Origin of the sequence: Haloferax mediterranei ATCC 33500 (assembly GCF_000306765.2) — an archaeon.
In the GTDB taxonomy this organism is placed as follows: Archaea; Halobacteriota; Halobacteria; order Halobacteriales; family Haloferacaceae; genus Haloferax; species Haloferax mediterranei.
Window position 1 is genome coordinate 2,058,141 of record NC_017941.2, and the last position, 18,897, is coordinate 2,077,037.

At 62.3% G+C, this 18,897-nt stretch carries 29 protein-coding genes and 2 tRNA genes; 25 read left to right on the top strand and 6 right to left on the bottom strand.

All coding sequences use genetic code 11. From position 1 onward, the window contains the following. Positions 1-90: 90 nt before the first annotated feature. The 3 genes from pyrF to HFX_RS10510 all read left to right on the top strand — a co-directional run bounded on the left by pyrF (position 91) and on the right by HFX_RS10510 (position 3,420). Positions 91-888 (top strand): orotidine-5'-phosphate decarboxylase, encoded by a 798-nt coding sequence (pyrF, locus tag HFX_RS10500; RefSeq protein ID WP_004060069.1) that lies wholly within the window; start codon positions 91-93, stop codon positions 886-888. Positions 889-968: 80 nt separating this feature from the next. Further along, positions 969-1,529, top strand: coding sequence for a J domain-containing protein (locus HFX_RS10505; RefSeq protein WP_014732529.1), 561 nt, complete (start codon positions 969-971; stop codon positions 1,527-1,529). 286 nt (positions 1,530-1,815) lie between these two features. Beyond that, a complete protein-coding gene (locus HFX_RS10510; RefSeq protein ID WP_004060065.1) occupies positions 1,816-3,420 on the top strand; it encodes a GTPBP1 family GTP-binding protein in 1,605 nt (534 codons plus the stop codon). A 24-nt stretch (positions 3,421-3,444) separates the two neighbouring features. On the opposite strand, the gene HFX_RS10515 is transcribed toward HFX_RS10510, so the two are convergent. The 3 genes from HFX_RS10515 to HFX_RS10525 all read right to left on the bottom strand — a co-directional run bounded on the left by HFX_RS10515 (position 3,445) and on the right by HFX_RS10525 (position 5,288). Continuing rightward, on the bottom strand, positions 3,445-3,930 hold the full coding sequence (locus tag HFX_RS10515; RefSeq protein ID WP_004060063.1) for a hypothetical protein: 486 nt from the start codon (positions 3,928-3,930) through the stop codon (positions 3,445-3,447). Then, positions 3,927-4,859: a methenyltetrahydromethanopterin cyclohydrolase gene (gene mch, locus HFX_RS10520; protein WP_004060061.1), complete on the bottom strand. Its 933-nt coding sequence runs from the start codon at positions 4,857-4,859 to the stop codon at positions 3,927-3,929. Before mch ends, HFX_RS10515 begins: the two co-directional genes overlap by 4 nt. Positions 4,860-4,973: 114 nt before the next feature. Next, complete coding sequence (locus HFX_RS10525) at positions 4,974-5,288, bottom strand: MTH1187 family thiamine-binding protein (RefSeq protein ID WP_004060059.1); 315 nt, start codon at positions 5,286-5,288, stop codon at positions 4,974-4,976. A gap of 105 nt (positions 5,289-5,393) precedes the next feature. Between HFX_RS10525 and HFX_RS20060 the strand changes: the two genes are divergently transcribed. Further along, positions 5,394-5,561 (top strand): hypothetical protein, encoded by a 168-nt coding sequence (locus HFX_RS20060; RefSeq protein ID WP_169330958.1) that lies wholly within the window; start codon positions 5,394-5,396, stop codon positions 5,559-5,561. A gap of 44 nt (positions 5,562-5,605) precedes the next feature. Here the strand turns inward: HFX_RS20060 and HFX_RS10530 are convergent, their stop codons facing one another. Then, the gene (locus tag HFX_RS10530) at positions 5,606-7,144 is read right to left on the bottom strand and encodes a pyridoxal phosphate-dependent decarboxylase family protein (protein WP_004060058.1); all 1,539 of its coding nucleotides are present in this window, start codon (positions 7,142-7,144) and stop codon (positions 5,606-5,608) included. Between the two features lie 198 nt (positions 7,145-7,342). Here HFX_RS10530 and HFX_RS10535 point away from each other — a divergent pair, with 198 nt between their 5' ends. From HFX_RS10535 to HFX_RS10555, 5 genes are all read left to right on the top strand, one after another. Then, positions 7,343-8,401 (top strand): YihY/virulence factor BrkB family protein, encoded by a 1,059-nt coding sequence (locus tag HFX_RS10535; RefSeq protein ID WP_004060057.1) that lies wholly within the window; start codon positions 7,343-7,345, stop codon positions 8,399-8,401. 37 nt (positions 8,402-8,438) lie between these two features. After that, positions 8,439-8,714 carry a DUF7130 family rubredoxin-like protein gene (locus HFX_RS10540; RefSeq protein WP_004060056.1) on the top strand — a complete coding sequence of 92 codons (276 nt, stop codon included), beginning with the start codon at positions 8,439-8,441 and terminating at the stop codon, positions 8,712-8,714. A 70-nt stretch (positions 8,715-8,784) separates the two neighbouring features. Beyond that, positions 8,785-9,039 carry a hypothetical protein gene (locus HFX_RS10545; RefSeq protein WP_049917501.1) on the top strand — a complete coding sequence of 85 codons (255 nt, stop codon included), beginning with the start codon at positions 8,785-8,787 and terminating at the stop codon, positions 9,037-9,039. A gap of 84 nt (positions 9,040-9,123) precedes the next feature. Next, positions 9,124-9,351, top strand: a complete 228-nt coding sequence (locus tag HFX_RS10550) for a hypothetical protein (RefSeq protein ID WP_004060054.1) — start codon at positions 9,124-9,126, stop codon at positions 9,349-9,351. Then, complete coding sequence (locus tag HFX_RS10555; RefSeq protein WP_004060053.1) at positions 9,348-9,677, top strand: hypothetical protein; 330 nt, start codon at positions 9,348-9,350, stop codon at positions 9,675-9,677. Before HFX_RS10550 ends, HFX_RS10555 begins: the two co-directional genes overlap by 4 nt. Positions 9,678-9,948: 271 nt before the next feature. Here HFX_RS10555 and HFX_RS10560 read toward each other — a convergent pair. Together HFX_RS10560 and HFX_RS10565 are read right to left on the bottom strand one after the other, a co-directional pair. Next, positions 9,949-10,019, bottom strand: a tRNA-Gly gene (locus HFX_RS10560). A 12-nt stretch (positions 10,020-10,031) separates the two neighbouring features. Continuing rightward, positions 10,032-10,102 (bottom strand) — tRNA-Gly (locus HFX_RS10565). Between the two features lie 290 nt (positions 10,103-10,392). Here HFX_RS10565 and HFX_RS10570 point away from each other — a divergent pair. Genes HFX_RS10570 through HFX_RS10645 form a run of 16 tightly spaced genes read left to right on the top strand, consistent with a single transcriptional unit; the run spans position 10,393 to position 18,897 of the window. Continuing rightward, the gene (locus tag HFX_RS10570; RefSeq protein WP_004060052.1) at positions 10,393-11,235 is read left to right on the top strand and encodes a putative RNA uridine N3 methyltransferase; all 843 of its coding nucleotides are present in this window, start codon (positions 10,393-10,395) and stop codon (positions 11,233-11,235) included. Between the two features lie 4 nt (positions 11,236-11,239). Further along, positions 11,240-12,256 carry a 50S ribosomal protein L3 gene (locus HFX_RS10575; RefSeq protein ID WP_004060050.1) on the top strand — a complete coding sequence of 339 codons (1,017 nt, stop codon included), beginning with the start codon at positions 11,240-11,242 and terminating at the stop codon, positions 12,254-12,256. A 3-nt stretch (positions 12,257-12,259) separates the two neighbouring features. Beyond that, on the top strand, positions 12,260-13,006 hold the full coding sequence (gene rpl4p / locus HFX_RS10580; protein ID WP_004060048.1) for a 50S ribosomal protein L4: 747 nt from the start codon (positions 12,260-12,262) through the stop codon (positions 13,004-13,006). After that, positions 13,003-13,254 carry a 50S ribosomal protein L23 gene (locus tag HFX_RS10585; RefSeq protein WP_004060046.1) on the top strand — a complete coding sequence of 84 codons (252 nt, stop codon included), beginning with the start codon at positions 13,003-13,005 and terminating at the stop codon, positions 13,252-13,254. Before rpl4p ends, HFX_RS10585 begins: the two co-directional genes overlap by 4 nt. A gap of 2 nt (positions 13,255-13,256) precedes the next feature. Then, on the top strand, positions 13,257-13,982 hold the full coding sequence (locus HFX_RS10590) for a 50S ribosomal protein L2 (protein ID WP_004060044.1): 726 nt from the start codon (positions 13,257-13,259) through the stop codon (positions 13,980-13,982). A gap of 2 nt (positions 13,983-13,984) precedes the next feature. Beyond that, positions 13,985-14,407 (top strand): 30S ribosomal protein S19, encoded by a 423-nt coding sequence (locus HFX_RS10595; protein ID WP_004060042.1) that lies wholly within the window; start codon positions 13,985-13,987, stop codon positions 14,405-14,407. A gap of 3 nt (positions 14,408-14,410) precedes the next feature. Further along, positions 14,411-14,872 carry a 50S ribosomal protein L22 gene (locus HFX_RS10600; protein WP_004060032.1) on the top strand — a complete coding sequence of 154 codons (462 nt, stop codon included), beginning with the start codon at positions 14,411-14,413 and terminating at the stop codon, positions 14,870-14,872. Beyond that, a complete protein-coding gene (locus tag HFX_RS10605) occupies positions 14,872-15,774 on the top strand; it encodes a 30S ribosomal protein S3 (protein WP_004060030.1) in 903 nt (300 codons plus the stop codon). The genes HFX_RS10600 and HFX_RS10605 overlap by 1 nt, the downstream gene beginning before the upstream one ends. Beyond that, positions 15,775-15,987 (top strand): 50S ribosomal protein L29, encoded by a 213-nt coding sequence (gene rpmC, locus HFX_RS10610; RefSeq protein ID WP_004060028.1) that lies wholly within the window; start codon positions 15,775-15,777, stop codon positions 15,985-15,987. Position 15,988: 1 nt separating this feature from the next. After that, entirely contained in the window at positions 15,989-16,420 is a 432-nt protein-coding gene (locus HFX_RS10615; protein WP_004060027.1) for a ribonuclease P protein component 1, read from the top strand. Then, the gene (locus HFX_RS10620) at positions 16,411-16,755 is read left to right on the top strand and encodes a 30S ribosomal protein S17 (protein ID WP_004060026.1); all 345 of its coding nucleotides are present in this window, start codon (positions 16,411-16,413) and stop codon (positions 16,753-16,755) included. Before HFX_RS10615 ends, HFX_RS10620 begins: the two co-directional genes overlap by 10 nt. Beyond that, positions 16,755-17,153 carry a 50S ribosomal protein L14 gene (locus HFX_RS10625; protein ID WP_004060025.1) on the top strand — a complete coding sequence of 133 codons (399 nt, stop codon included), beginning with the start codon at positions 16,755-16,757 and terminating at the stop codon, positions 17,151-17,153. Before HFX_RS10620 ends, HFX_RS10625 begins: the two co-directional genes overlap by 1 nt. Position 17,154: 1 nt before the next feature. Further along, complete coding sequence (gene rplX, locus HFX_RS10630; RefSeq protein ID WP_004060024.1) at positions 17,155-17,511, top strand: 50S ribosomal protein L24; 357 nt, start codon at positions 17,155-17,157, stop codon at positions 17,509-17,511. Continuing rightward, positions 17,508-18,209, top strand: a complete 702-nt coding sequence (locus tag HFX_RS10635; RefSeq protein WP_004060023.1) for a 30S ribosomal protein S4e — start codon at positions 17,508-17,510, stop codon at positions 18,207-18,209. The genes rplX and HFX_RS10635 overlap by 4 nt, the downstream gene beginning before the upstream one ends. Next, a complete protein-coding gene (locus HFX_RS10640; RefSeq protein WP_004060022.1) occupies positions 18,206-18,724 on the top strand; it encodes a 50S ribosomal protein L5 in 519 nt (172 codons plus the stop codon). Before HFX_RS10635 ends, HFX_RS10640 begins: the two co-directional genes overlap by 4 nt. After that, positions 18,721-18,897, top strand: a complete 177-nt coding sequence (locus HFX_RS10645) for a 30S ribosomal protein S14 (RefSeq protein WP_004042587.1) — start codon at positions 18,721-18,723, stop codon at positions 18,895-18,897. The genes HFX_RS10640 and HFX_RS10645 overlap by 4 nt, the downstream gene beginning before the upstream one ends.

Genomic DNA, 18,897 nt, shown 5'->3' on the forward strand with positions numbered 1-18,897 from the left:
TGTGCGGTTCCCTTGCGTACAGTTCCCAGCGACCTTCCCGGCTGCGACGAAGGGAAAACCCCTTACATACGGTCGTCGCACTCGCGGGCAATGGGCTTCTTTGACGACCTTCAGGACCGCATCGAGAAGGTGGACAGTGTCGTCTCGGTCGGACTCGACGCCGACCTCGACCGGATTCCCGAACACCTCCGCGACGAGGACCTGCCGCGGTGGGCGTTCAACCGCCGCATCATCGACGCGACGCACGAACACGCGGCGGCCTACAAGCCGAACGCGGCCTTCTACGAGGACGAAGACGGCTGGCGCTCGCTCCGCGAGACCATCGCCTACGCACACGGAAAGGATGTTCCCGTCCTCCTCGACGCCAAGCGCGCCGACATCGGCAACACGACGCGACAGTACGCGAACCTGCTTGACGACGCCGATGCCATCACCGTCAACCCCTACATGGGCCGCGATTCCATCCAGCCGTTCCTCGCCCGCGAGGACAAGGGCGTGTTCGTCCTCTGTCGCACCTCTAACCCGGGCAGCGCGGACCTCCAGTCGCTCGAACTCGCCTCCGGAGAACCCCTGTACGAGCGCGTCGCGGCGCTCTGCGACCTCTGGAACGAAAACGACAACGTCGGACTCGTCGTCGGCGCGACCGGCCCCGAAGAGTTGGAAGACCTCCGCGAGCAGGTCCCCGACCTGCCGTTTCTCGTCCCCGGCGTCGGCGCACAGGGTGGCGATGCCGAGGCGGCAGTCGAGTACGGACTGGCAGACGGCGTCGGTCTCGTGAACTCCTCACGCGGCATCATCTTCGCCGGCGAAGACCAGGGAGAACACTTCGACAAGGCTGCGGGACAGGCGGCGAAGCGACTCAAAGAGCGGCTGAACCAGTACCGGTAAGTCTGCGGAAATCACAGACTGGCACTGGACTGTACCGCTCTCGGCGGGACGTTTACCAGCGTGCGTCACCAACTACGTCCGTGGACCGAGACCGACTTATCATGGGCCTCGCGGCGGTGTTCGCGGGTATTACCATGCTCCTCGTCGTGTTGGCATTCGCCTACCGACAGCTGTTGTTGTTGTTCGTAGCTGTGCCCTTCGGCGCGACGACGTACTTCATGTACTCGGACGTGAGCGGCCGGTTCGAAGAACGGTTTAGACGGCGAGTTCAGGCGGATGCTGGCGGGGTCGGCTTTCAGTCGGGCGGTGGCGGCCCACAGCAGCGCGAAACCGGCGGGTTCGGTGCAGGGCCACGACGTGGTCCCCGAGAAGGCCCCGGTGCAGGACGGTTCGGGCGCGCCGGACGACAGGGTGGACCGCAAAGTGGCGCACGTACTGACCAGAACAGGGTTCGCCCACCTCGACGCGGGATGAGCCGAAAGAAGGCCCTCCGGACTCTCGGTCTCGACGCCGATGCCTCCTCCGAGGACGTGAAACGAGCGTACCGAGCGCGAGTGAAGGAGACGCATCCAGACGCCGAATCGGGCGACGAAGAGACGTTCAAGCGCGTCAACCGCGCCTACGAACGGCTCTCCGAGTGACGGGTTGCGAACTACTTTTCGAGTAACGGGCTACGAACGGCTTTTCAAGTACGAACTGTGCGTACCGAGTAGTCTACAGAAGGAACAAGGCGAGTGCCTCGGAGTCTCGCAAATCGCGCTGCGATTTGCTGGATACAAGAAATCGAAGATTACCCTTGACTTGACCCCGAGGCAGTTCACAGATTTCTGATAGCTGTTCGAGACGACGCCGTCTCAATTGTGGTATTGTATCATGGTAGTCTCTACCGCGGAAAGCGTTTTCACGGTCGGTTTCCTACGGCTTTCCATGAGCGTGGATCGGTCTCTCCTCGAAGAGGCCCTCGAGCGCGGTGAGGAGGAAGGCGGAAGCGTCGAGTTCAAAGAACGCCTCACCCGTGCCGTTCACCTGTCCGACGGTCGGATGGAGTCGCTCGCGGCCCAACTCCGACACCGAGTGCTTTCCGGCGACGGCGTCGCCACCTACGTGGTCGGCGTCACCGACGACGGGGGCATTGCCGGTATCTCCCCCGATGACTTCTCCGAAACGATGGACGTGCTCTCCTTGCTCGCCGAGGAGGCAGGTGCTCACATCGAAGACGTAGAGACGTGGGGCGTCGGCGACGCCGCCGAACGCGGACTCGTCGGGGTCGCGACCATCCGCGAGGGTGCGATGCTAGATGTCGATGACGACCACATCGTCGTCGGCACCGCCGGCCACGTCGACCACGGCAAATCGACCCTCGTCGGGTCGCTCGTGACGGGACAAGCCGACAACGGAGACGGCGAGACGCGTTCGTTCCTCGACGTGCAGCCCCACGAGGTCGAACGCGGTCTGTCCGCGGACCTCTCGTATGCCGTCTACGGCTTCAGCGAGGACGGACCGATTCACATGCGGAATCCCCACCGCAAATCCGACCGAGCACAAATCGTCCAAGAGGCGGACCGATTGGTCTCGTTCGTCGACACCGTCGGCCACGAGCCGTGGCTCCGGACGACGATTCGCGGACTGGTCGGTCAGCGACTCGACTACGGGTTGCTCGTCGTCGCCGCCGACGACGGCCCGACGCGGACGACCCGCGAACACCTCGGCATCTTGCTGGCGATGGAACTCCCGACGGTCGTCGCCATCACGAAAGTCGACGCCGTCACCGACGAGCGCGTCGACGAAGTCGAACGCGAGGTCGAGCGACTCCTCCGCGACGTGGGACGGACGCCGCTCAGCGTCGCACGTCACGGTGTCGACGCCGCGGTCGACGAAATTAGCGAATCCGTCGTTCCGCTCGTACTGACAAGCGCCGTGACGATGGACGGATTGGAGGTTCTCGACCATCTTTTCGAGGCACTCCCGAAGCGCAGCGCCGCCGAAGGCGACTTCAAGATGTACATCGACCGGACGTACTCGGTCACCGGCGTCGGGGCAGTCGCCTCCGGCACGGTCAACTCCGGCGCGGTCGAAGCGGGGGATACGCTCCTCTTGGGACCGATGTCGGATGGGGAGTTCCGTGAAGTCGAAGTTCGCTCTATCGAGATGCACTACCACCGTGTCGACCGGGCCAACGCCGGTCGAATCGTCGGTATCGCGCTCAAGGGCGTCCGCGAATCCGAAATCGAACGCGGGATGGTGTTGCTCCCGGCGGACGCCGAACCGACAGCGGTCCGCGAGTTCGAAGCCGAAGTGATGGTGCTGAACCACCCGACGCGAATCCGGGAGGGCTACGAACCGGTCATCCACCTCGAAACCGTCTCCGAGGCGGCTATCTTCCACCCCGAGGGCGGCCAACTCCTTCCGGGCGACACGGGGGAGACACGCATCGAATTCAAGTTCCGGCCGTATTTCGTCGAAGAAGGGCAACGATTCGTCTTCCGTGAGGGTCGGTCGAAGGGCGTCGGAACGGTGACGAAGGTTGACTAGTTAGATAGCTGAGTAGCCGAATAACTAGGCGTCGACTGCGACGTACCCGCCGTCTTTCTGCGCTGCCACCCCGAACAGCACCGCCCAGTCGAGAAGCCGCGCGACCCGGTCGCGCCAGCGAGACTCCCAGCCTTCGGGGTCGCGGTGTCGTTCCCAGTTCGGGACCGTCGGTTCGAACGCCTCGAACACGTCGTCTGCCGAACGCGGGTCGTCGCCGAGAGCGTCGAGAACCTCCTGTGCGCCGAAGACGTGCTCGACAAACGCGGTTCTGAGTTCCTCTTTTTGCCGGTCGCCGCGGACGCGCTCGAAGCCACGGCTCACTTCGCGGGCAAGCCCGAGGGACTGACAGAATACCAGCCAGTCGCGGCCCTCGTCAGGTGTCACGTCCAGTCGCTCTGCTACTCGGCCGCAACAGTCGTCTTCGGACCCCGGAATCAGCGGGACGGCGCGGTGGGCATCCCACAGTCTGTCGAGCGAATCCGGGGCGGGCGGGACCGGCTTTCGCCTCACAGTCCGAACGATTCGGCGAGGATATCCTCGTCCGTCTCACCGAGCGTGTAGGTCGGCCCGTCGATAACGTCGATAGTGGCCTGTGCGGGACCGAACACGTCGGGGTCGACCTCGCCGAAGTCCCAGTCGGCGTCTTCGAAGAGTTGCTCGAACGGGACGGCGTAGTCTGCACCGGCGTTGGAGACGACGCTGTCGAACTCGTCGAAGTCCTCGGCGACGGTTACGTGAACCCGCCCGCCGTAGGCGACGGCGTCGTTCGTTCGGCCCATCGCCACACTCTCGTCGTAACTGACAGGGGCAAGCGGGGCGGAACCGCTGATAGAGATGACGTTCGCTGGTTCGTAACCCGCCTCGAACAGGTTGAACATCGCGAGTTCGGCGGCGCGGGCCGCTCCTGTGACGCTTCCGACGAGCGACCCGGTTGCGTACGTCGGGAGGAAGATAGCGCTCGGTTCGAGACCGGTCATGTCGGCGACGTGCTCTGCGACTTCGTCGGTCGGGAGTTCGATACTCTCGACGGCGAGGGCCGTCAGGTCGAACTCGTCGTAGTAGCCGAGGTGGTGGAACTCCTCTTCCTCGCCGACGAGTGCGCGGGCGGGGCCAGAGCCGAGTCCGTCGAAGTCGTCGAAAACGAGTTCCCAGCCCGCTTTCTGCGAGCAAAGAAGGGCGAGAGCGGGGCGGTCTGTCGAGAGTTCGACGGAGGGGCGGGGGGTCCCTGCGACCTCACCCATCCGTGTCTGTACTGTGGCGAGACCCGCGGTCTGAATCTCCGCGAGGAGCATCCCCGCTTCGACACCGCCGTCGGCGTCGACGCCGAAGTCGATGACCGTCGCACCCGAGTCGAGTTCGTAGCCCTCGATGCCGAGTTCACCGGCGAAGTCGAGCGCCTCGTCGACCAGTTCGATGGCCATCCGATTGATGCTATCCATGCGGGTCGATTGCGCGTCTTCAGGTAAAGGGTTTGTCAGTCGGCCACCCTCCGGTGTGCGTGGACGTGCCCCGAAGCCCGCGGTTCGGAGGGCGATAAATCCCTCGTCAGCGCGTTATTCCCGCTCTCCTTTGGCCGCCCGTCCGAGATGCTCTTCGACCGCGTCGACCTTGTCTGCGGCGCGCTGGTCGACCGTTCGCTTGTCGTCTACTTTCAGGAACGTGCTCACACGGTCGCCGTCGACCGCCTTGTGGGCCGCGCCGACGGCGGCGAGGAGTTCGTCGATATCGTCGGCCTCGATGACCGTCCCCATCGGGTTCGTCTCGTAGGACACGTCGAAGTCGTCGAGTGCAGCGACCGCTTTTGCGACTTCACCCGCCATACTGTCTTCGACGACCGGTGCGACGCTCAACATCGCAATGACTGTCATACCTGTATTCTCGTCGTACGGGTTAGTAAAAAGAGGTGTGTGGTGATGACGCACGTCGTGTTGGAACCGATGAGGCTATGACCGCAAACTACCTCGGGTTCCGATATGTTCCAGAGCGGAATCATACGGCTGGCGCTCGTCTTCGCGGCGAACGTCGTCGGGGGAGTTACACTTGGCTCGGCAATCGGGGGGACAGTCGGGTACACGGTGGAGTGGACCGTCACCGGGGCCGTCTTGGGTATCGCCGTCGCCGTCTTCGCCGCTCAGCGGTAGTCATGGACGGCAGCAGGGAACCGAGACAGATGACATTCTGTTAGTCAGTTATCGGCAAACTCACTGTCTACTCTCTTTCGGCCCTCTGCATCGATGTGTTCGCCGTGCTCCCGGAGGGCTTCGAACGTCGTATCGATGTCCGCCGGGGTAGTCCGGTGGCTACAGATGGACAGTCGTATCGCAGTGTCGTCTCGAATTTCGGTCGTCGTAACGAACGCCTCTCCAGTGAGTCTGAGTTCGTCGGTAATTCGCTGGTTGAGCCAGTCGACATAATCGTTGATAGCCTCGCGCTGGTCCGCGTCCGCAACAGCGTCGCGCAGGTCGGTCGGGAGATAGCGGAACGAGTAGATGAACAGATTCGGCTCTTGGAGTACCTCGAAATCGTCCGCTGCAACGACCCGGTCGTGAAGGTGTTCTGCACATCGGCAGTTCTGTCGTAGGAGCTGGCGGTACCCTTCGACACCCCGGTGCTTGAGGCTCATCCAGAGCTTCAGTGCGCGGAACGGGCGCGACATCTCCGGGCCGAGGAAGCCGAGGTTCGTCCCGTGGTACGCTTCCTCTTCGGTGAAGTCGAGATACTCGGCGTGCATGGAGAACGCCTGTGTCTGTGCGTCGGGGTCACGGAAGAGAACGCAGCCACAGGAGTACGGGACCGAGAGCCACTTGTGCGGGTCCAGCGTGACCGAGTCGGCCCGCTCGATACCCTCGTAGAGGTGCTCCTTCTCTGGCAGGATCGCACCAACTGCACCGCAGGCCCCGTCGGCGTGCATCCAGACGCCGTGGTCGGCACACACGTCCGCAATCTCCGCCAGTGGGTCGACTGTCGAGACGTTGATGGAACCGACGTAGGCGATCACACAGAACGGGATACGGCCGTTCTCTACGTCCGCAGTCAACATGTCGTCGAGTGCGGCGGGGTCCATTCGGAGGTCCTCGTCGCACGGCACCGACCGGATGGCGTCGCTGCCGACGCCGATCATCTCGGCGACGCGCTCGGCCGAAGAGTGGCCCTCGTGGGCGGATTCGTAGAGCGTGAACCGGCCGGGACGGTCGATTGAGCGGAGCCCCGACTCCCGCGTCTCGAACTCCGTCGCGGACTGCAGTGCGGTGTAGAGGGCCGCGTGGTTGGCCATCGTCCCGCCACTGGTGAGCACGCCCCCGCAGTCGGCCGGGTAGCCGATCATCTCCGCGAGCCACTGCAGGCACTGGCGCTCGATCTCCGTCGCGGACGGCCCCCCCATCCAGGCACCTGCGTTCATGTTGACCGACGCGGCGAGCGCGTCGGCCAGTGCTCCGATTGGTGTCCCCGACCCCATCACGTATCCGTACCACCGGGGAGAACCCTGGTGAGTCGCGTTGGGGTACACACGCTCGTTCCACTCGGCGAGCACTGCTTCCGGGTCCTCGCCGTCCCGGGGCAGGGGGTCGTCGAACTCCTCGGCTACCTCCGGTGGTGTGGTCTCCGGGAAGGTATCTACCGCTCGAATATTTGCAAAATGCTCTGCCATCATGTCGACCGCTCTGTATCCGAGTTCACGGAACTCCTCGGGGTCCGGGTCGAGTGAATCAAAGCCTTCGGACATGTCTATGTTAGAGTATCTATTTCATGTATGTTATCACTTACCGTGACAATTAGTACGCTGCTTCTTGAAGTAGCGATTGGAGGGTAAAAGGGAATGAGCGATATGCGCCTTCGATTCGGCACGACTGCTGGAACCTAACAGCCAAAAGATTTCAACAGACCCAGCGTTCTTTTTCCCGCCGCCGACGTATCGGATTCTATGAATCCACGCGCAACACGAGCGCTCACGCTCGGTCGAGCAATCGCCTACGAGGTACGAACCGAGCGACTCACGTTCATGGCGGGAAGCATCGCTTACGGAGCTTTTGTCTCGCTTCTCCCCCTTTTTCTCCTCGTTCTCTCAGCGGTCTCCGCGACTGGGAATGGAACTCTCCGACAGAGCGTCATCGCCGTTATCCAGTCCGTCCTGACACCCGGTGCCGGGGAAGTCATCGTCGCCGAACTCGAAGCGTCGACCCAACTTGCGAGTCTCTCCATCGTCGGGGTGTTAGTTCTCATCTGGGGGACGCTCCGCATTTTCCGCGGTCTCGACACCGCCTTCTCGGATATCTACGAGTCCGAGGCGGCGAACACGTTCGCCGACCAACTCACAGACGGCGTCGTAGTTCTCATCACCGTCGCACTCGCTGTCGTCGCCGGGGCACTCATCGAATCCTCCCTCCCCGAACTGGACGGTGCACTCGGCTGGGTCGTCTACCGCAGCCTCCTCGTCGTCGTGCTGTTCGTGACGTTCTACCCGATGTACTACATTTTCCCCGACGAGGATGTGACGTATATCGAAGTCGTTCCCGGGACACTCGTCGCAGCCGTCGGGTTGACGACCTTCGAGTCGCTGTTTCGGCTCTACGTCCAGTTCAGCAGTCGGTCCCCCGAATCGAGCGTCGTCGCCGGAATTCTCGTCCTCCTGACGTGGCTCTATTTCAGCGGTCTGGTCATCCTCCTCGGCGCGGCAGTGAACGCCGTTCTCTCGAACCGCTCTCGCGACGTTAACGTCCGACCACTCTTCGGTGGCGTCCCACTCGACTCACAGGAAGGCGGGGCGACCCGGCGGACCGTCGTCACGGCAATCCAACGCTTCGACCACCTCGTCGCAGACAACCCGCATGAGGACGTAGAAGTCCGCGTCGGTGACGAGACAGTCGTGATTCCGACCCCCGAGAAACTCGTCGTCGACACCGACGTCAACAGATTCTTTCCAGAGGGGCCGGTCCGGCTGGAACTCAGATGGTCGTCGTGGCCGGACAGTAAAGAGGACTGACACGGCTGTTATGCCGCCGGAGACCGTATAATTGTGTATGGCTATCAAAACACCTGCACAGCCGACGCGACCGCTCGAACCAGACCGTCCACTGTGGGAAACTGTCGAGACCAGTCCGACGACGGCGTCTCGGGCAGTTTGCCCGCCAACCGTCGTAGAGCACCGACAGTTGAGTCAGAAAAACTTCGGTGAAGCGCACCTCGTCTGGCGGTGCGACGACTGCGGCGAACTCGGCCCGCTGACCGCGTTTCCGACTGCGTGTCCGGGGTGTGGTGCCGGGCGTGAAGCGCTGTTCTACTGCACCGAAGATTGAGCTCGGTGCGATGCGGCACCTCCGCGGCATCGACCGCGACCGTTTTCTTTCCGGCCGTCAACCGGCGGGTATGTACCTCTCTCATCCGGTTCGTCGCATGCGCGACGACCCACTCGAAGCCGAAACCGTGGAACTCCGGGTCGAACCCGTTGATGACGACGCGCGAGCGAAATTGTCCGAATACGTCCGCTCACTCGGCGGGTCGGTCGAACGGGAACTACAATTTGGCGGCGTCGTCGTCGCGCTCGACGAGGCGAACGTCTCTGCACTCTGTGAATTCGACGGTATCGAACGAATCGAGACGGTCGACACGCTCGGCTACTGATCTCGGACGCTTACTAGTTCTTCTCCGCTCACGCGTGTGTACTGAGATGTCAACTGATTAGTGGTGAGCGTCCGGAGAGCACGTATGGTCTCTGCATCCTCCAGAACGAGCTGGCTGGTCGGTGCCGCCGCCGGGGCTGTTAGTGTCGGAGTCGTCCTCTCGAACGGGACGCTCGACACTGGTGTCCGACAGAGTGTCAACCCGATCGACCTCCTTCTGTCACTGGCCACGAGTTCGCCACTCGTCTTCGGTGCACTAGTCGTCGCCGTGGCTGGATTCGCCGTGGTAGTGCGCCGAGGTACTGAATCGTGATTCCCGAACTGGGCGATAGCTGGCTCCTCCTCGCGTATGCACTCATTCTCGGCGGTGTCGTGATTCAGTACACTCGCGGCAAGTTACCCTTCCATCGAACCGTGCTTCTCGTCTCGGTGAGTTTCACGTGGCTTTCGTACGCGCTCTTCCAAGTCCAACACGGTCTCGTTCCAACTGGAACAACACTCAGCTACGCTCTGCATGGGGTTGCGCTCGTCTTGCTCGTCGTCGGACTGTATGGACTGTACTGGTGGTGGCGACATAGAGACGACGATGGTGATGACCGTGATTCCGGACGGGTTGAAGTGGCGGTGCGTCGCGACTAGGCCGTGTTTGTGGACGTGGGTTGAGCGGCGGGCACCGTGAGCGATAGCAGGTGTGAGTCAGGACCCCGTGAACGAACGAAGTGAGTGAGCGGGTGCGACGGAAGTACCGCGAACGAAGTGAGTAGTACGTCGGCGAGACTACGTCTCGCCAGGATTTGAACTTCACTCGCTCACGGCGTTCGCTCGCTAGTTCAAATCCCAGTGGGCCGCATTTCTTCACTCCACAGAAACTCGGAGTCTAACGACTCCTCGTTTGGTTCCGTTCAGAAAGTGCGTCGGCTGGGATTTGAACCCAGGTTGTGACCATGGCAAGGTCACGTGATACCACTACACTACCGACGCATGTGGTGGAAGTGCGCTGGCTGGGATTTGAACCCAGGTTGTGACCATGGCAAGGTCACGTGATACCACTACACTACCAGCGCATTCCGTGCGTATCGTGGCGTACTGCTGCGTTACTCGATAGTGTCGGGTTGATAAATAAGACTTGCGAAACGGGGGAGGAATCGGGTGACAGCGCGGCACCTGCTACCACGTAAGATTCGTTTGTTTCGACCTGTCGTCGGTCGTGTAATTCGTTGTCATGCGTTTTTCGCTAATTCCCCTACAAACTGGTGCGTGGGACCCTCTATCACCCCAGATAGGATTCGCTACTCTTTTAGGTGGTCACCCGGTACAAACGCCACAGTCTAGACGAGACGAGGATGAATCCGGCATGAACCTTAGCGTACTCGTGCCGACCTCACTCGTCCGGGAAGCCGAAGATCAACGCGAGGCAACTCGCAAACTCGGCTACGTCGCCCGCGCGGCGGCGGTCTTCCGGGCGAACGAACTCGTCGTCTTCCCCGACGAAGACGGCGAGAACAAGTGGGGCGGCGAGTTCGTCGAAACCGTACTTCGGTACGCCGCAACGCCCCCCTACCTCCGGAAGGAGGTCTGGGGCAAGCGCGACGAACTTCGCTACGCTGGGATTCTGCCACCGGTCCTGGTATCGTCTACGACCGCGGGCGACTCTGACGAGACGCCCGCGTTGCGAGAAGGAATCGTGACCGAGGTCGGACCTGACGACCGCGTTCGGGTCAATTGCGGAATGCAACACCCGATCTCCCTGTTCATCCCTCCGGGGATGGATATTGCAAAGGGGGAGCGCGTCGCTGTCAGGATCTCTTCGCGAGAACCGGTCCGTGCGAGGATCGTCGACGAGCCCCTTCCGGGCTTCGACGTATCCCGCATGGACCTCACGGAAGCACTCGGCAGGCCAGATGCGGGCGTGCGAATCGCCACGTCTCGCTATGGCGAGTCGCTGTCGGTCCCCCGACTGGGTGACCTGACGGCCCGCATCACCGATGCCGGCGGTATGACCGTCGCCTTCGGTTCACCAGGCCGTGGGCTTCCGGACATGCTTGGGATGTCTCCCGAGGATGTTGCAGACGTCGAACCTTCCGTTGGTCCGGGGTTCGACCTCTGGCTCAATACGATTCCGCGACAGGGGAGCGAAGTGGTGCGAACTGAAGAAGCGATGTTCGCATCACTCGCCTCCCTGACACTCACGGAGTGAATCCATGCCACAACCAAGCAGACCACGAAAAGGCTCGATGGGCTTCAGCCCGCGCAAGCGAGCGGTCAAGGAGGTCCCACGCATCAAGTCGTGGCCCGACGACGATGGCTCCCCTGCACTGCAGGGCTTCGCTGGCTACAAAGCCGGCATGACCCACGTCATGATGGTCAACGACGAGGCCGACTCCCCCCGCGAGGGAATGGAGGAGTCCGTGCCCGTGACCGTCGTCGAGACGCCGCCAATGCGCGCCGTCGCCCTTCGCGCCTACGAGCAGACGCCGTACGGTATGAAGCCGAAGACCGAGGTCTGGGCGAGCGAGTTCCACGACGAACTCGACCGCGTCCTCGATCTTCCGGCAGAAGACACGTTCGAATCGGACGCCGACGCACTTCGCGAGGCCGTCGAGGCCGGCGAAGTCGATGACCTCCGCGTCATCACGCACACGGTGCCCGCCGAACTCAAGAACGTGCCTAAGAAGAAGCCCGACGTGATGGAGACTCGCGTCGGTGGCGGCTCCATGGTGGAGCGCGCCGACTTCGCCCTCGACCTCGTCGAAGAGGGCGGCGAACACGAGATGTCCGACGTGTTCCGTGCTGGCGAGTATCTCGACGCCGCCGGTGTCACGAAGGGTAAGGGTACGCAGGGTCCCGTCAAGCGATGGGGCGTCCAGAAGCGTAAGGGCAAGCACGCCCGCCAGGGCTGGAGACGCCGTATTGGCAACCTCGGCCCCTGGAACCCGTCGCGTGTCCGTTCCACGGTTCCGCAGCTCGGTCAGACTGGTTACCACCAGCGCACCGAACTCAACAAGCGCCTCATCGACCTCGGTGAGGGTGACGACGCCTCCGTCGAAGGTGGCTTCGTCAACTACGGTGAGGTCGACGGCTCCTACGCGCTCATCAAGGGCTCGCTTCCGGGCCCCAACAAGCGCCTTCTGCGGTTCCGCCCGGCCATCCGGCCGAACGACCAACCGCGCCTCGACCCCGAGGTGCGCTTCGTCTCTACCGCATCGAACCAGGGTTAAACCATGCAGGCAACTATCCGAGACCTGAACGGCGACGACGCGGGCAGCATCGACCTGCCCGAGGTCTTCGAGACGGCTTACCGTCCGGACCTCATCAAGCGCGCTGTCATCGCCGCACAGGCAAACCGAAAACAGCCGTACGGTGCCGACCCCTACGCCGGACTTCGAACCCCGGCAGAGTCCATGGGCAGTGGCCGTGGTATGTCCCACGACCCACGCCAGAATGGCGTTGCCCGACGCGTCCCGCACGCCGTCTCCGGCCGTCGCGCTCACCCGCCGAAGGCCGAGAAGGACCAGGGGAAGGAGATCAACACGAAGGAGCGCAAACTCGCCGTCCGCTCGGCACTCGCCGCAACGACGGACTCCGAACTCGTCGCAGAGCGCGGACACCGCTTCGACGACGACCTCGAACTGCCGCTTGTCGTCTCCGACGACTTCGAGGACCTCGTCAAGACCAAGGAGGTCGTCGACCTCCTGCAGACGCTCGGCGTCTACGACGATATCGAGCGCTCCGAGGACAACAAGAAAGTGAAGGGCGGCCAAGGGAAGCTCCGTGGCCGCAAGTACACCCGTCCGAAATCCATTCTCTTCGTGACGGCAGAGGAGCCCTCGAAGGCTGCTCGTAACCTCGCCGGTGTCGACGTTGCCACCGCGGCAAACGTCTCCGCCGAGGACCTCGCGCCCGGTACGCACGCCGGTCGCCTCACGCTCTTCACCGAGAGTGCAATCGAGGAGGTCGCAGAACGATGAGCATCATCGAGCACCCGCTGGTCACCGAGAAAGCGATGAACCAGATGGACTTCCAGAACAAGCTCCAGTTCATCGTCCACGTTGACTCGTCCAAGGCCGACGTTAAGGACGAAGTCGAGTCGCGTTACGACGTGACCGTCGAGAAAGTCAACACGCAGGTCACGATGAAAGGTAAGAAGAAAGCAACAGTTCGTCTCTCTGAAGACGACGACGCGCAGGAAGTCGCGTCGCGTATCGGGGTGTTCTAACGATGGGACGCCGAATTCAGGGCCAGCGTCGTGGTCGCGGTTCGTCCACCTTCCGGGCGCCGTCGCACCGCTACAAGGCCGAACTGTCGCACAAGAAGTCCGAAGAGAAAGACACCATCACGGGTACGGTCGTCGGCATCGAGCACGACCCAGCACGCAGTGCGCCCATCGCCCTCGTCGAGTTCGAGGACGAACAGCGCATGATTCTTGCGCCCGAAGGAATCTCCGTCGGCGAAGAGCTTCAAATCGGCGTCTCCGCCGAGATCAAGCCCGGCAACACGCTGCCGCTCGCCGAGATTCCTGAAGGTGTCCCCGTCTGTAACGTCGAGCATCAGCCCGGCGACGGCGGGAAGTTCGCCCGCGCCTCTGGCGTCAGCGCGCAGTTGCTCTCGCACGACCGCGAGGTCGCAATCGTGAAGCTGCCGTCGGGTGAGGTCAAGCGCCTCAACCCCAACTGCCGTGCCACCATCGGCGTCGTCGCCGGTGGCGGCCGCACGGAGAAGCCGTTCGTCAAGGCAGGGAAGAAGTACCACAAGATGAAAGCGCGCGGTATCAAGTGGCCGCGCGTGCGTGGTGTTGCTATGAACGCCGTCGACCACCCGTTCGGTGGCGGTGGCCGGCAGCACCCCGGTCAGCCGAAGTCCGTCTCGCGGGACGCCCCGCCGGGCCGGAAGGTCGGCGACATCGCCTCCAAGCGCACCGGTCGCGGTGGGAAGGGAGGTAACTAATCATGAGCACGCAATACCGTACTGGCCGCGAAGGTGAGTTCACCTACCGTGGCTACACGCTCGAAGAGCTGCAGGATATGGAGCTCGACGAAGTCGCGGAACTGCTCCCCGCTCGTCAGCGGCGAACTATCACCCGTGGCCTGTCGACCGAACACGAGAAGTTGCTCGCGAAGGCTGAGAACAAGACGGAAGAAGAGACGGCAAACACGCCGATCCGCACGCACCTGCGTGACATGCCGGTTCTCCCAGAATTCGTCGGTCTCACCTTCGCCGTTTACAACGGTCAGGAGTTCGAGCGCGTCGAGGTTCAGCCCGAGATGATCGGACACTACCTTGGCGAGTTCCAGCTGACCCGAACGTCGGTCGAGCACGGCCAGGCCGGCATCGGCGCGACCCGGTCTTCGAAGTTCGTGCCGCTCAAGTAAACCATGGGAATCAACTACAGCGTCGAGGCCGACCCGGACACAACGGCCAAGGGTATGCTCCGGGACCGGCCCATCAGCCTCAAGCACAGCAAGGCTATCTCCCGCGCCATCAAGGGGATGCCCGTCGCCGACGCCGAGGAGTACCTCGAAGCCGTCATCGACGGCGAGCGGTCGGTTCCGTTCAAGCAACACAACTCTGGTGTCGGTCACCGAAGCGACATCGAGGGCTGGGACGCAGGACGATACCCTGAGAAAGCGTCCAAGGCGTTCCTCGAACTCCTCGAGAACGTCCGCAACAACGCGACCGAACAGGGATTCGACGGACCAGCCATGGAGATTAAGCACATCGCCGCCCACAAGGTCGGCGAGCGCCCAGGTCGGAAGCCCCGTGCCTTCGGCCGGGCAGACCCGTGGAACACCCCAATCTGTGACGTCGAACTCATCATCGAAGAGGTCGAGGAATAATGGCTGACGAACACCAATTCATCGAGAACGGACTGCAGCGGTCCCAGATCGACGAGTTCTTCGCAGAAGAACTCGGTCGCGCCGGCTACGGCGGCATGGACGTCGCCAAGACGCCGATGGGCACCCAAATCGTGCTCAAGGCCGAAAAGCCCGGAATGGTCATCGGTAAGGGCGGAAAGAACATCCGCAAGGTGACCCGCGAACTCGAAGAGCGGTTCAACCTCGACGACCCGCAGATCGACGTGCAGGAAGTCGACGAACCGGACCTCAACGCCCGGATCGTCGCCGACCGCCTCGCCAACGCGCTTGAGCGTGGTTGGTACTTCCGTAAGGCGGGCCACACGACCATCGACCGCATCATGGACGCTGGCGCCCTCGGTGCCGAAATCGTCCTCTCCGGTAAGGTCACTGGTGCCCGCTCCCGCGTGGAGAAGTTCAACCGCGGCTACATCAAGCACAACGGTGAGCCGGCACAGGAGATCGTTGACGAAGGCCAGGGTGTCGCCGTCATGAAGCTCGGCACCATCGGTGTCACGGTCAAGATCATCCCGCCGGGTGCGCAGCTTCCCGACGACTTCGAAGTCGAAGAAGACGCCGAACCCGAACCGGTCGAACAGATCGAAGAGACCGAAAGCGTCGAAGACCTCCTCGAAGAGGAACCGGAGGAGATTCCGGAAGTCTCCGAGGACACTGACGCAGAGACGGAGGAACTCGATGAGGACATCGTCGAGGAAGAAGCCGTTGAAGCGGTCGAAGAGGAAGTCGTCGAAGAAGACGCTGACGAGGAAGCAGTCGAAGAGGAAGTCGTCGACGAAGACGACGAACTCGACGAAGATGTCGCCGAAGAGGCGGCCGACCTCGTCGCCGAGATGGAAGACGACGAAGAAACGGAGGAAGAATAAATGGCGATCCTCTACACCGAAGAGATTCGCGACATGACGCCCGCAGAGCGCGTTGCCGAGCTCGAAGAGCTCGAAACCGAACTGCTCAACGCGAAGGCCGTTCAGGCCGCGGGTGGCGCGCCGGAAAACCCCGGCCGCGTCTCTGAACTGAAGAAGACCATCGCTCGAATCAAGACGATTCAGGGCGAAGAAGGCGACCTCGACGAAGAATAAAATGCCACTCACACCCGAGACCCTCACGCGACACGAGCTTAACGGCCTCCACGTAGAGGTCGTCGACGCGGCAAACCCCGATTTGGTCGGGATAGCCGGTCGTATCGTCGTTGAGACGATGCAGACGCTCATGGTCGACGATGGCTCTCGGGTGCGGCAGGTGCCAAAGCGAGGGGCGACCTTCGAATTTGAGATTCCGTGTACAGATGAAGCCGCCGACGCTGCGAAGGCGTCGGGGACCACGTCCAAACTTCGGTCGGATACTACTGGCGGATTTGATGCCAGTCAGTCTGATCGGCACGCCGAGTCACACTCGGCTGCTTCCCAGTCCGGGAATTGCGAGGGCGTGGCTTACGTTACGGTGGATGGTACACAACTGCTCTCACGACCCGCCCTGCGCACCGAAACTACAGGTGACTCGAAATGGCGATAGGACTTGACGTTCCACAGCCCCCGGAACCCGACGACCCGGAGGCATACGACTATGAGAAGTGTCCGTTCTACGGCTCGCTCTCTGTCCGGGGTCAGACCCTGGAAGGGACAGTCGTCTCGACGGACATGGCAAAGACCGTCATCGTCGAGCGGGAGTACGACGTATTCGTTCCGAAGTACGACCGCTACATGAAGCGACGTTCCCGCATCCCGGCACACGTGCCGGGCGTGCTCGACGACGTCGCTGTCGGTGACGAAGTAACGATTGCGGAGACCCGCCCCCTCTCGAAGACGAAATCTCACGTCGTTGTTGAGATTATCGGAGGTGACGAGTGATGGAAGCGCTCAAAGCAGACATCACCAAAGGCGTCGCTCGCGGCTCGCTGGTCACGTGCGCCGACAACACCGGCGCTCGTGAACTTAAGATTATCAGCGTCGCGGGTTACTCCGGTACGAAGAACCGCCACCCCAAGGCAGGCATCGGGGACAAGGTGACCGTCTCGGTCACCAAAGGTACCCCCGAGATGCGCCGCCAGGTGCTCGAAGCCGTCATCGTCCGCCAGCGGAAATCGATCCGCCGGCCCGACGGGACGCGTGTGAAGTTTGAGGACAACGCCGCCGTCATCATCGACGAGATGGAAGAGCCTCGCGGGACCGAGATTAAGGGCCCCATCGCACGCGAAGTTGCCGAGCGCTTCGGGAGTATCGCATCGACGGCTACGATGATTGTATAGTATGACTCGACAACCGCGCAAACAGCGAACTCAGACTCGCGACGCGCCGCTCCACGAGCGGCAAAAGCAGGTCCGCGCACCGCTGTCGGCCGACCTCCGTGAGGAGTACGGCAGCCGTAACGTCCGCGTCAACGCGGGCGACACGGTAGAGGTTCTCCGCGGCGATTTCGCCGGCGAAGAAGGCGAAGTCACCGAGGTTGACCTCACTGACGCCGTCATCTTCGTTGAGGACGTCACCGTTGCCAAAGCCGACGGCGAAGAGGTCCCACGCCCCCTTCAGGCCAGTAACGTCCGCGTGACGGAACTGGACCTCGAAGACGACGTGCGCGAGGCCCGACTCAAGGAGGATAACGAATGACTCGACACCAGAAGCGACTGTCCGTACCGAAGTCCTGGCCGGTCGAGCGCAAGACAGGCACGTTCACGGTCAAAGCCGGCGCCGGTCCGCACGGCGAAGAGGGGGTTCCCCTCCTCATCGTCCTGCGCGACGTGCTCGGCTACGTGGACTCGAAGAAGGAAGCCAAGTACGCCCTCAACCACCAGAGCATTCTGGTCAACGGCGACCCGGCTTCCGACGTTCGCCGTCCCATCGGGATGTTCGACATCCTGGCGTTCGTCCAGCGTGAGGAGTACTACCGCATCTTCCCCGACGAGGGTGGCCGTCTGGCCCTGACCCCCGTCGACGCTGATGCGGCATCCAGCCGCCTCGGAAAGATCGTGCGTAAGACGCAGGTCACCGGCGGCAACTTCCAGCTGACGCTGCACGACGGTGCCACGCTCGTCGTCGAAGACGCCTCGGAGTACAGCGGTAAGGACTCCATCGTCGTCGACAACGAGACGAAGGAAATCGTCGCACACTTCCCCTACGAGGAAGGCGCACTCGTGACCGCCGTCGCCGGCAGTCACGCGGGCGAAATTGGCGAAGTCACCGAGATTATCGTCACGCCCGGCAGCGGGAACAACTCCGTCGTCGTCGAAACCGACGAGGGCGAGTTCGAAACCGTCGAACAGTACGTCGTCGTCATCGACGAGAACTTCACGGGTGATGATGAATGAGCGAGGCCGAATTCCACGAGATGCGCGACCCGCGCATCGAGAAGGTCGTCGTCCACATGGGCGTCGGCGAAGGTGGCCGTGAACTCGCGAAATCCGAAGACATCCTCGAGGAGATTACCGGTCAGGAGAGCGTTCGTACGATCTCCGGCCGTGCCTCGCAGGACTTCGGTGTCCGTCAGGGCGAACCTGTCGGCGCGAAGGTCACGCTCCGCGGCGAGAGCGCCGTCGAGTTCCTCGAAACCGCACTCCCTATTACGGACCTCTCCGCCTCGTCGTTCGACGAGACCGGTAACTTCGGCTTTGGTGTCGAAGAACACACCGAGTTCCCGAGTCAGGAGTACGACCCGCAGATCGGTATCTACGGACTGGACGTGACGGTCAACATCGTCCGCCCCGGTTACCGTGTGAAGAAGCGCGACAAGCGTTCCCGACAGATTCCGTCATCCCACCGGATGACCGTTGAGGACGCAGTTGCGTTCATCGAGTCCACGTTCGACGTGGAGGTTGAAGAATGAGCGACAGCGAAACAGAACAGACGGGCGAGCACGCATCCCGCCGCACCGGCCAGGAGAACGAGTGCCGTCGCTGCGGTCGGAAACAGGGACTTGTCAGTAAGTACGACATCAACCTGTGCCGACAGTGCTTCCGAGAGATTGCCCGCGAGATGGGATTCAAGAAGTACCGATAA

What these genes read in the sequence shown, in the direction of transcription:
- HFX_RS10575 (WP_004060050.1), top strand. Translation starts at nt 11,240, where the DNA reads ATGCCACAACCAAGCAGACCACGAAAAGGCTCGATGGGCTTCAGCCCG.
- HFX_RS10535 (WP_004060057.1), top strand. Translation starts at nt 7,343, where the DNA reads ATGAATCCACGCGCAACACGAGCGCTCACGCTCGGTCGAGCAATCGCC.
- HFX_RS10640 (WP_004060022.1), top strand. Translation starts at nt 18,206, where the DNA reads ATGAGCGAGGCCGAATTCCACGAGATGCGCGACCCGCGCATCGAGAAG.
- HFX_RS10510 (WP_004060065.1), top strand. Translation starts at nt 1,816, where the DNA reads ATGAGCGTGGATCGGTCTCTCCTCGAAGAGGCCCTCGAGCGCGGTGAG.
- HFX_RS10615 (WP_004060027.1), top strand. Translation starts at nt 15,989, where the DNA reads ATGCCACTCACACCCGAGACCCTCACGCGACACGAGCTTAACGGCCTC.
- HFX_RS10620 (WP_004060026.1), top strand. Translation starts at nt 16,411, where the DNA reads ATGGCGATAGGACTTGACGTTCCACAGCCCCCGGAACCCGACGACCCG.
- HFX_RS10625 (WP_004060025.1), top strand. Translation starts at nt 16,755, where the DNA reads ATGGAAGCGCTCAAAGCAGACATCACCAAAGGCGTCGCTCGCGGCTCG.
- HFX_RS10585 (WP_004060046.1), top strand. Translation starts at nt 13,003, where the DNA reads ATGAGCATCATCGAGCACCCGCTGGTCACCGAGAAAGCGATGAACCAG.
- HFX_RS10545 (WP_049917501.1), top strand. Translation starts at nt 8,785, where the DNA reads ATGTACCTCTCTCATCCGGTTCGTCGCATGCGCGACGACCCACTCGAA.
- HFX_RS10645 (WP_004042587.1), top strand. Translation starts at nt 18,721, where the DNA reads ATGAGCGACAGCGAAACAGAACAGACGGGCGAGCACGCATCCCGCCGC.
- HFX_RS10600 (WP_004060032.1), top strand. Translation starts at nt 14,411, where the DNA reads ATGGGAATCAACTACAGCGTCGAGGCCGACCCGGACACAACGGCCAAG.
- HFX_RS10605 (WP_004060030.1), top strand. Translation starts at nt 14,872, where the DNA reads ATGGCTGACGAACACCAATTCATCGAGAACGGACTGCAGCGGTCCCAG.
- HFX_RS10590 (WP_004060044.1), top strand. Translation starts at nt 13,257, where the DNA reads ATGGGACGCCGAATTCAGGGCCAGCGTCGTGGTCGCGGTTCGTCCACC.
- mch (WP_004060061.1), bottom strand. Translation starts at nt 4,859, where the DNA reads ATGGATAGCATCAATCGGATGGCCATCGAACTGGTCGACGAGGCGCTC.
- HFX_RS10550 (WP_004060054.1), top strand. Translation starts at nt 9,124, where the DNA reads ATGGTCTCTGCATCCTCCAGAACGAGCTGGCTGGTCGGTGCCGCCGCC.
- HFX_RS10570 (WP_004060052.1), top strand. Translation starts at nt 10,393, where the DNA reads ATGAACCTTAGCGTACTCGTGCCGACCTCACTCGTCCGGGAAGCCGAA.
- HFX_RS10595 (WP_004060042.1), top strand. Translation starts at nt 13,985, where the DNA reads ATGAGCACGCAATACCGTACTGGCCGCGAAGGTGAGTTCACCTACCGT.
- rplX (WP_004060024.1), top strand. Translation starts at nt 17,155, where the DNA reads ATGACTCGACAACCGCGCAAACAGCGAACTCAGACTCGCGACGCGCCG.
- rpl4p (WP_004060048.1), top strand. Translation starts at nt 12,260, where the DNA reads ATGCAGGCAACTATCCGAGACCTGAACGGCGACGACGCGGGCAGCATC.
- HFX_RS10540 (WP_004060056.1), top strand. Translation starts at nt 8,439, where the DNA reads ATGGCTATCAAAACACCTGCACAGCCGACGCGACCGCTCGAACCAGAC.
- HFX_RS20060 (WP_169330958.1), top strand. Translation starts at nt 5,394, where the DNA reads ATGTTCCAGAGCGGAATCATACGGCTGGCGCTCGTCTTCGCGGCGAAC.
- rpmC (WP_004060028.1), top strand. Translation starts at nt 15,775, where the DNA reads ATGGCGATCCTCTACACCGAAGAGATTCGCGACATGACGCCCGCAGAG.
- pyrF (WP_004060069.1), top strand. Translation starts at nt 91, where the DNA reads ATGGGCTTCTTTGACGACCTTCAGGACCGCATCGAGAAGGTGGACAGT.
- HFX_RS10530 (WP_004060058.1), bottom strand. Translation starts at nt 7,144, where the DNA reads ATGTCCGAAGGCTTTGATTCACTCGACCCGGACCCCGAGGAGTTCCGT.
- HFX_RS10525 (WP_004060059.1), bottom strand. Translation starts at nt 5,288, where the DNA reads ATGACAGTCATTGCGATGTTGAGCGTCGCACCGGTCGTCGAAGACAGT.
- HFX_RS10635 (WP_004060023.1), top strand. Translation starts at nt 17,508, where the DNA reads ATGACTCGACACCAGAAGCGACTGTCCGTACCGAAGTCCTGGCCGGTC.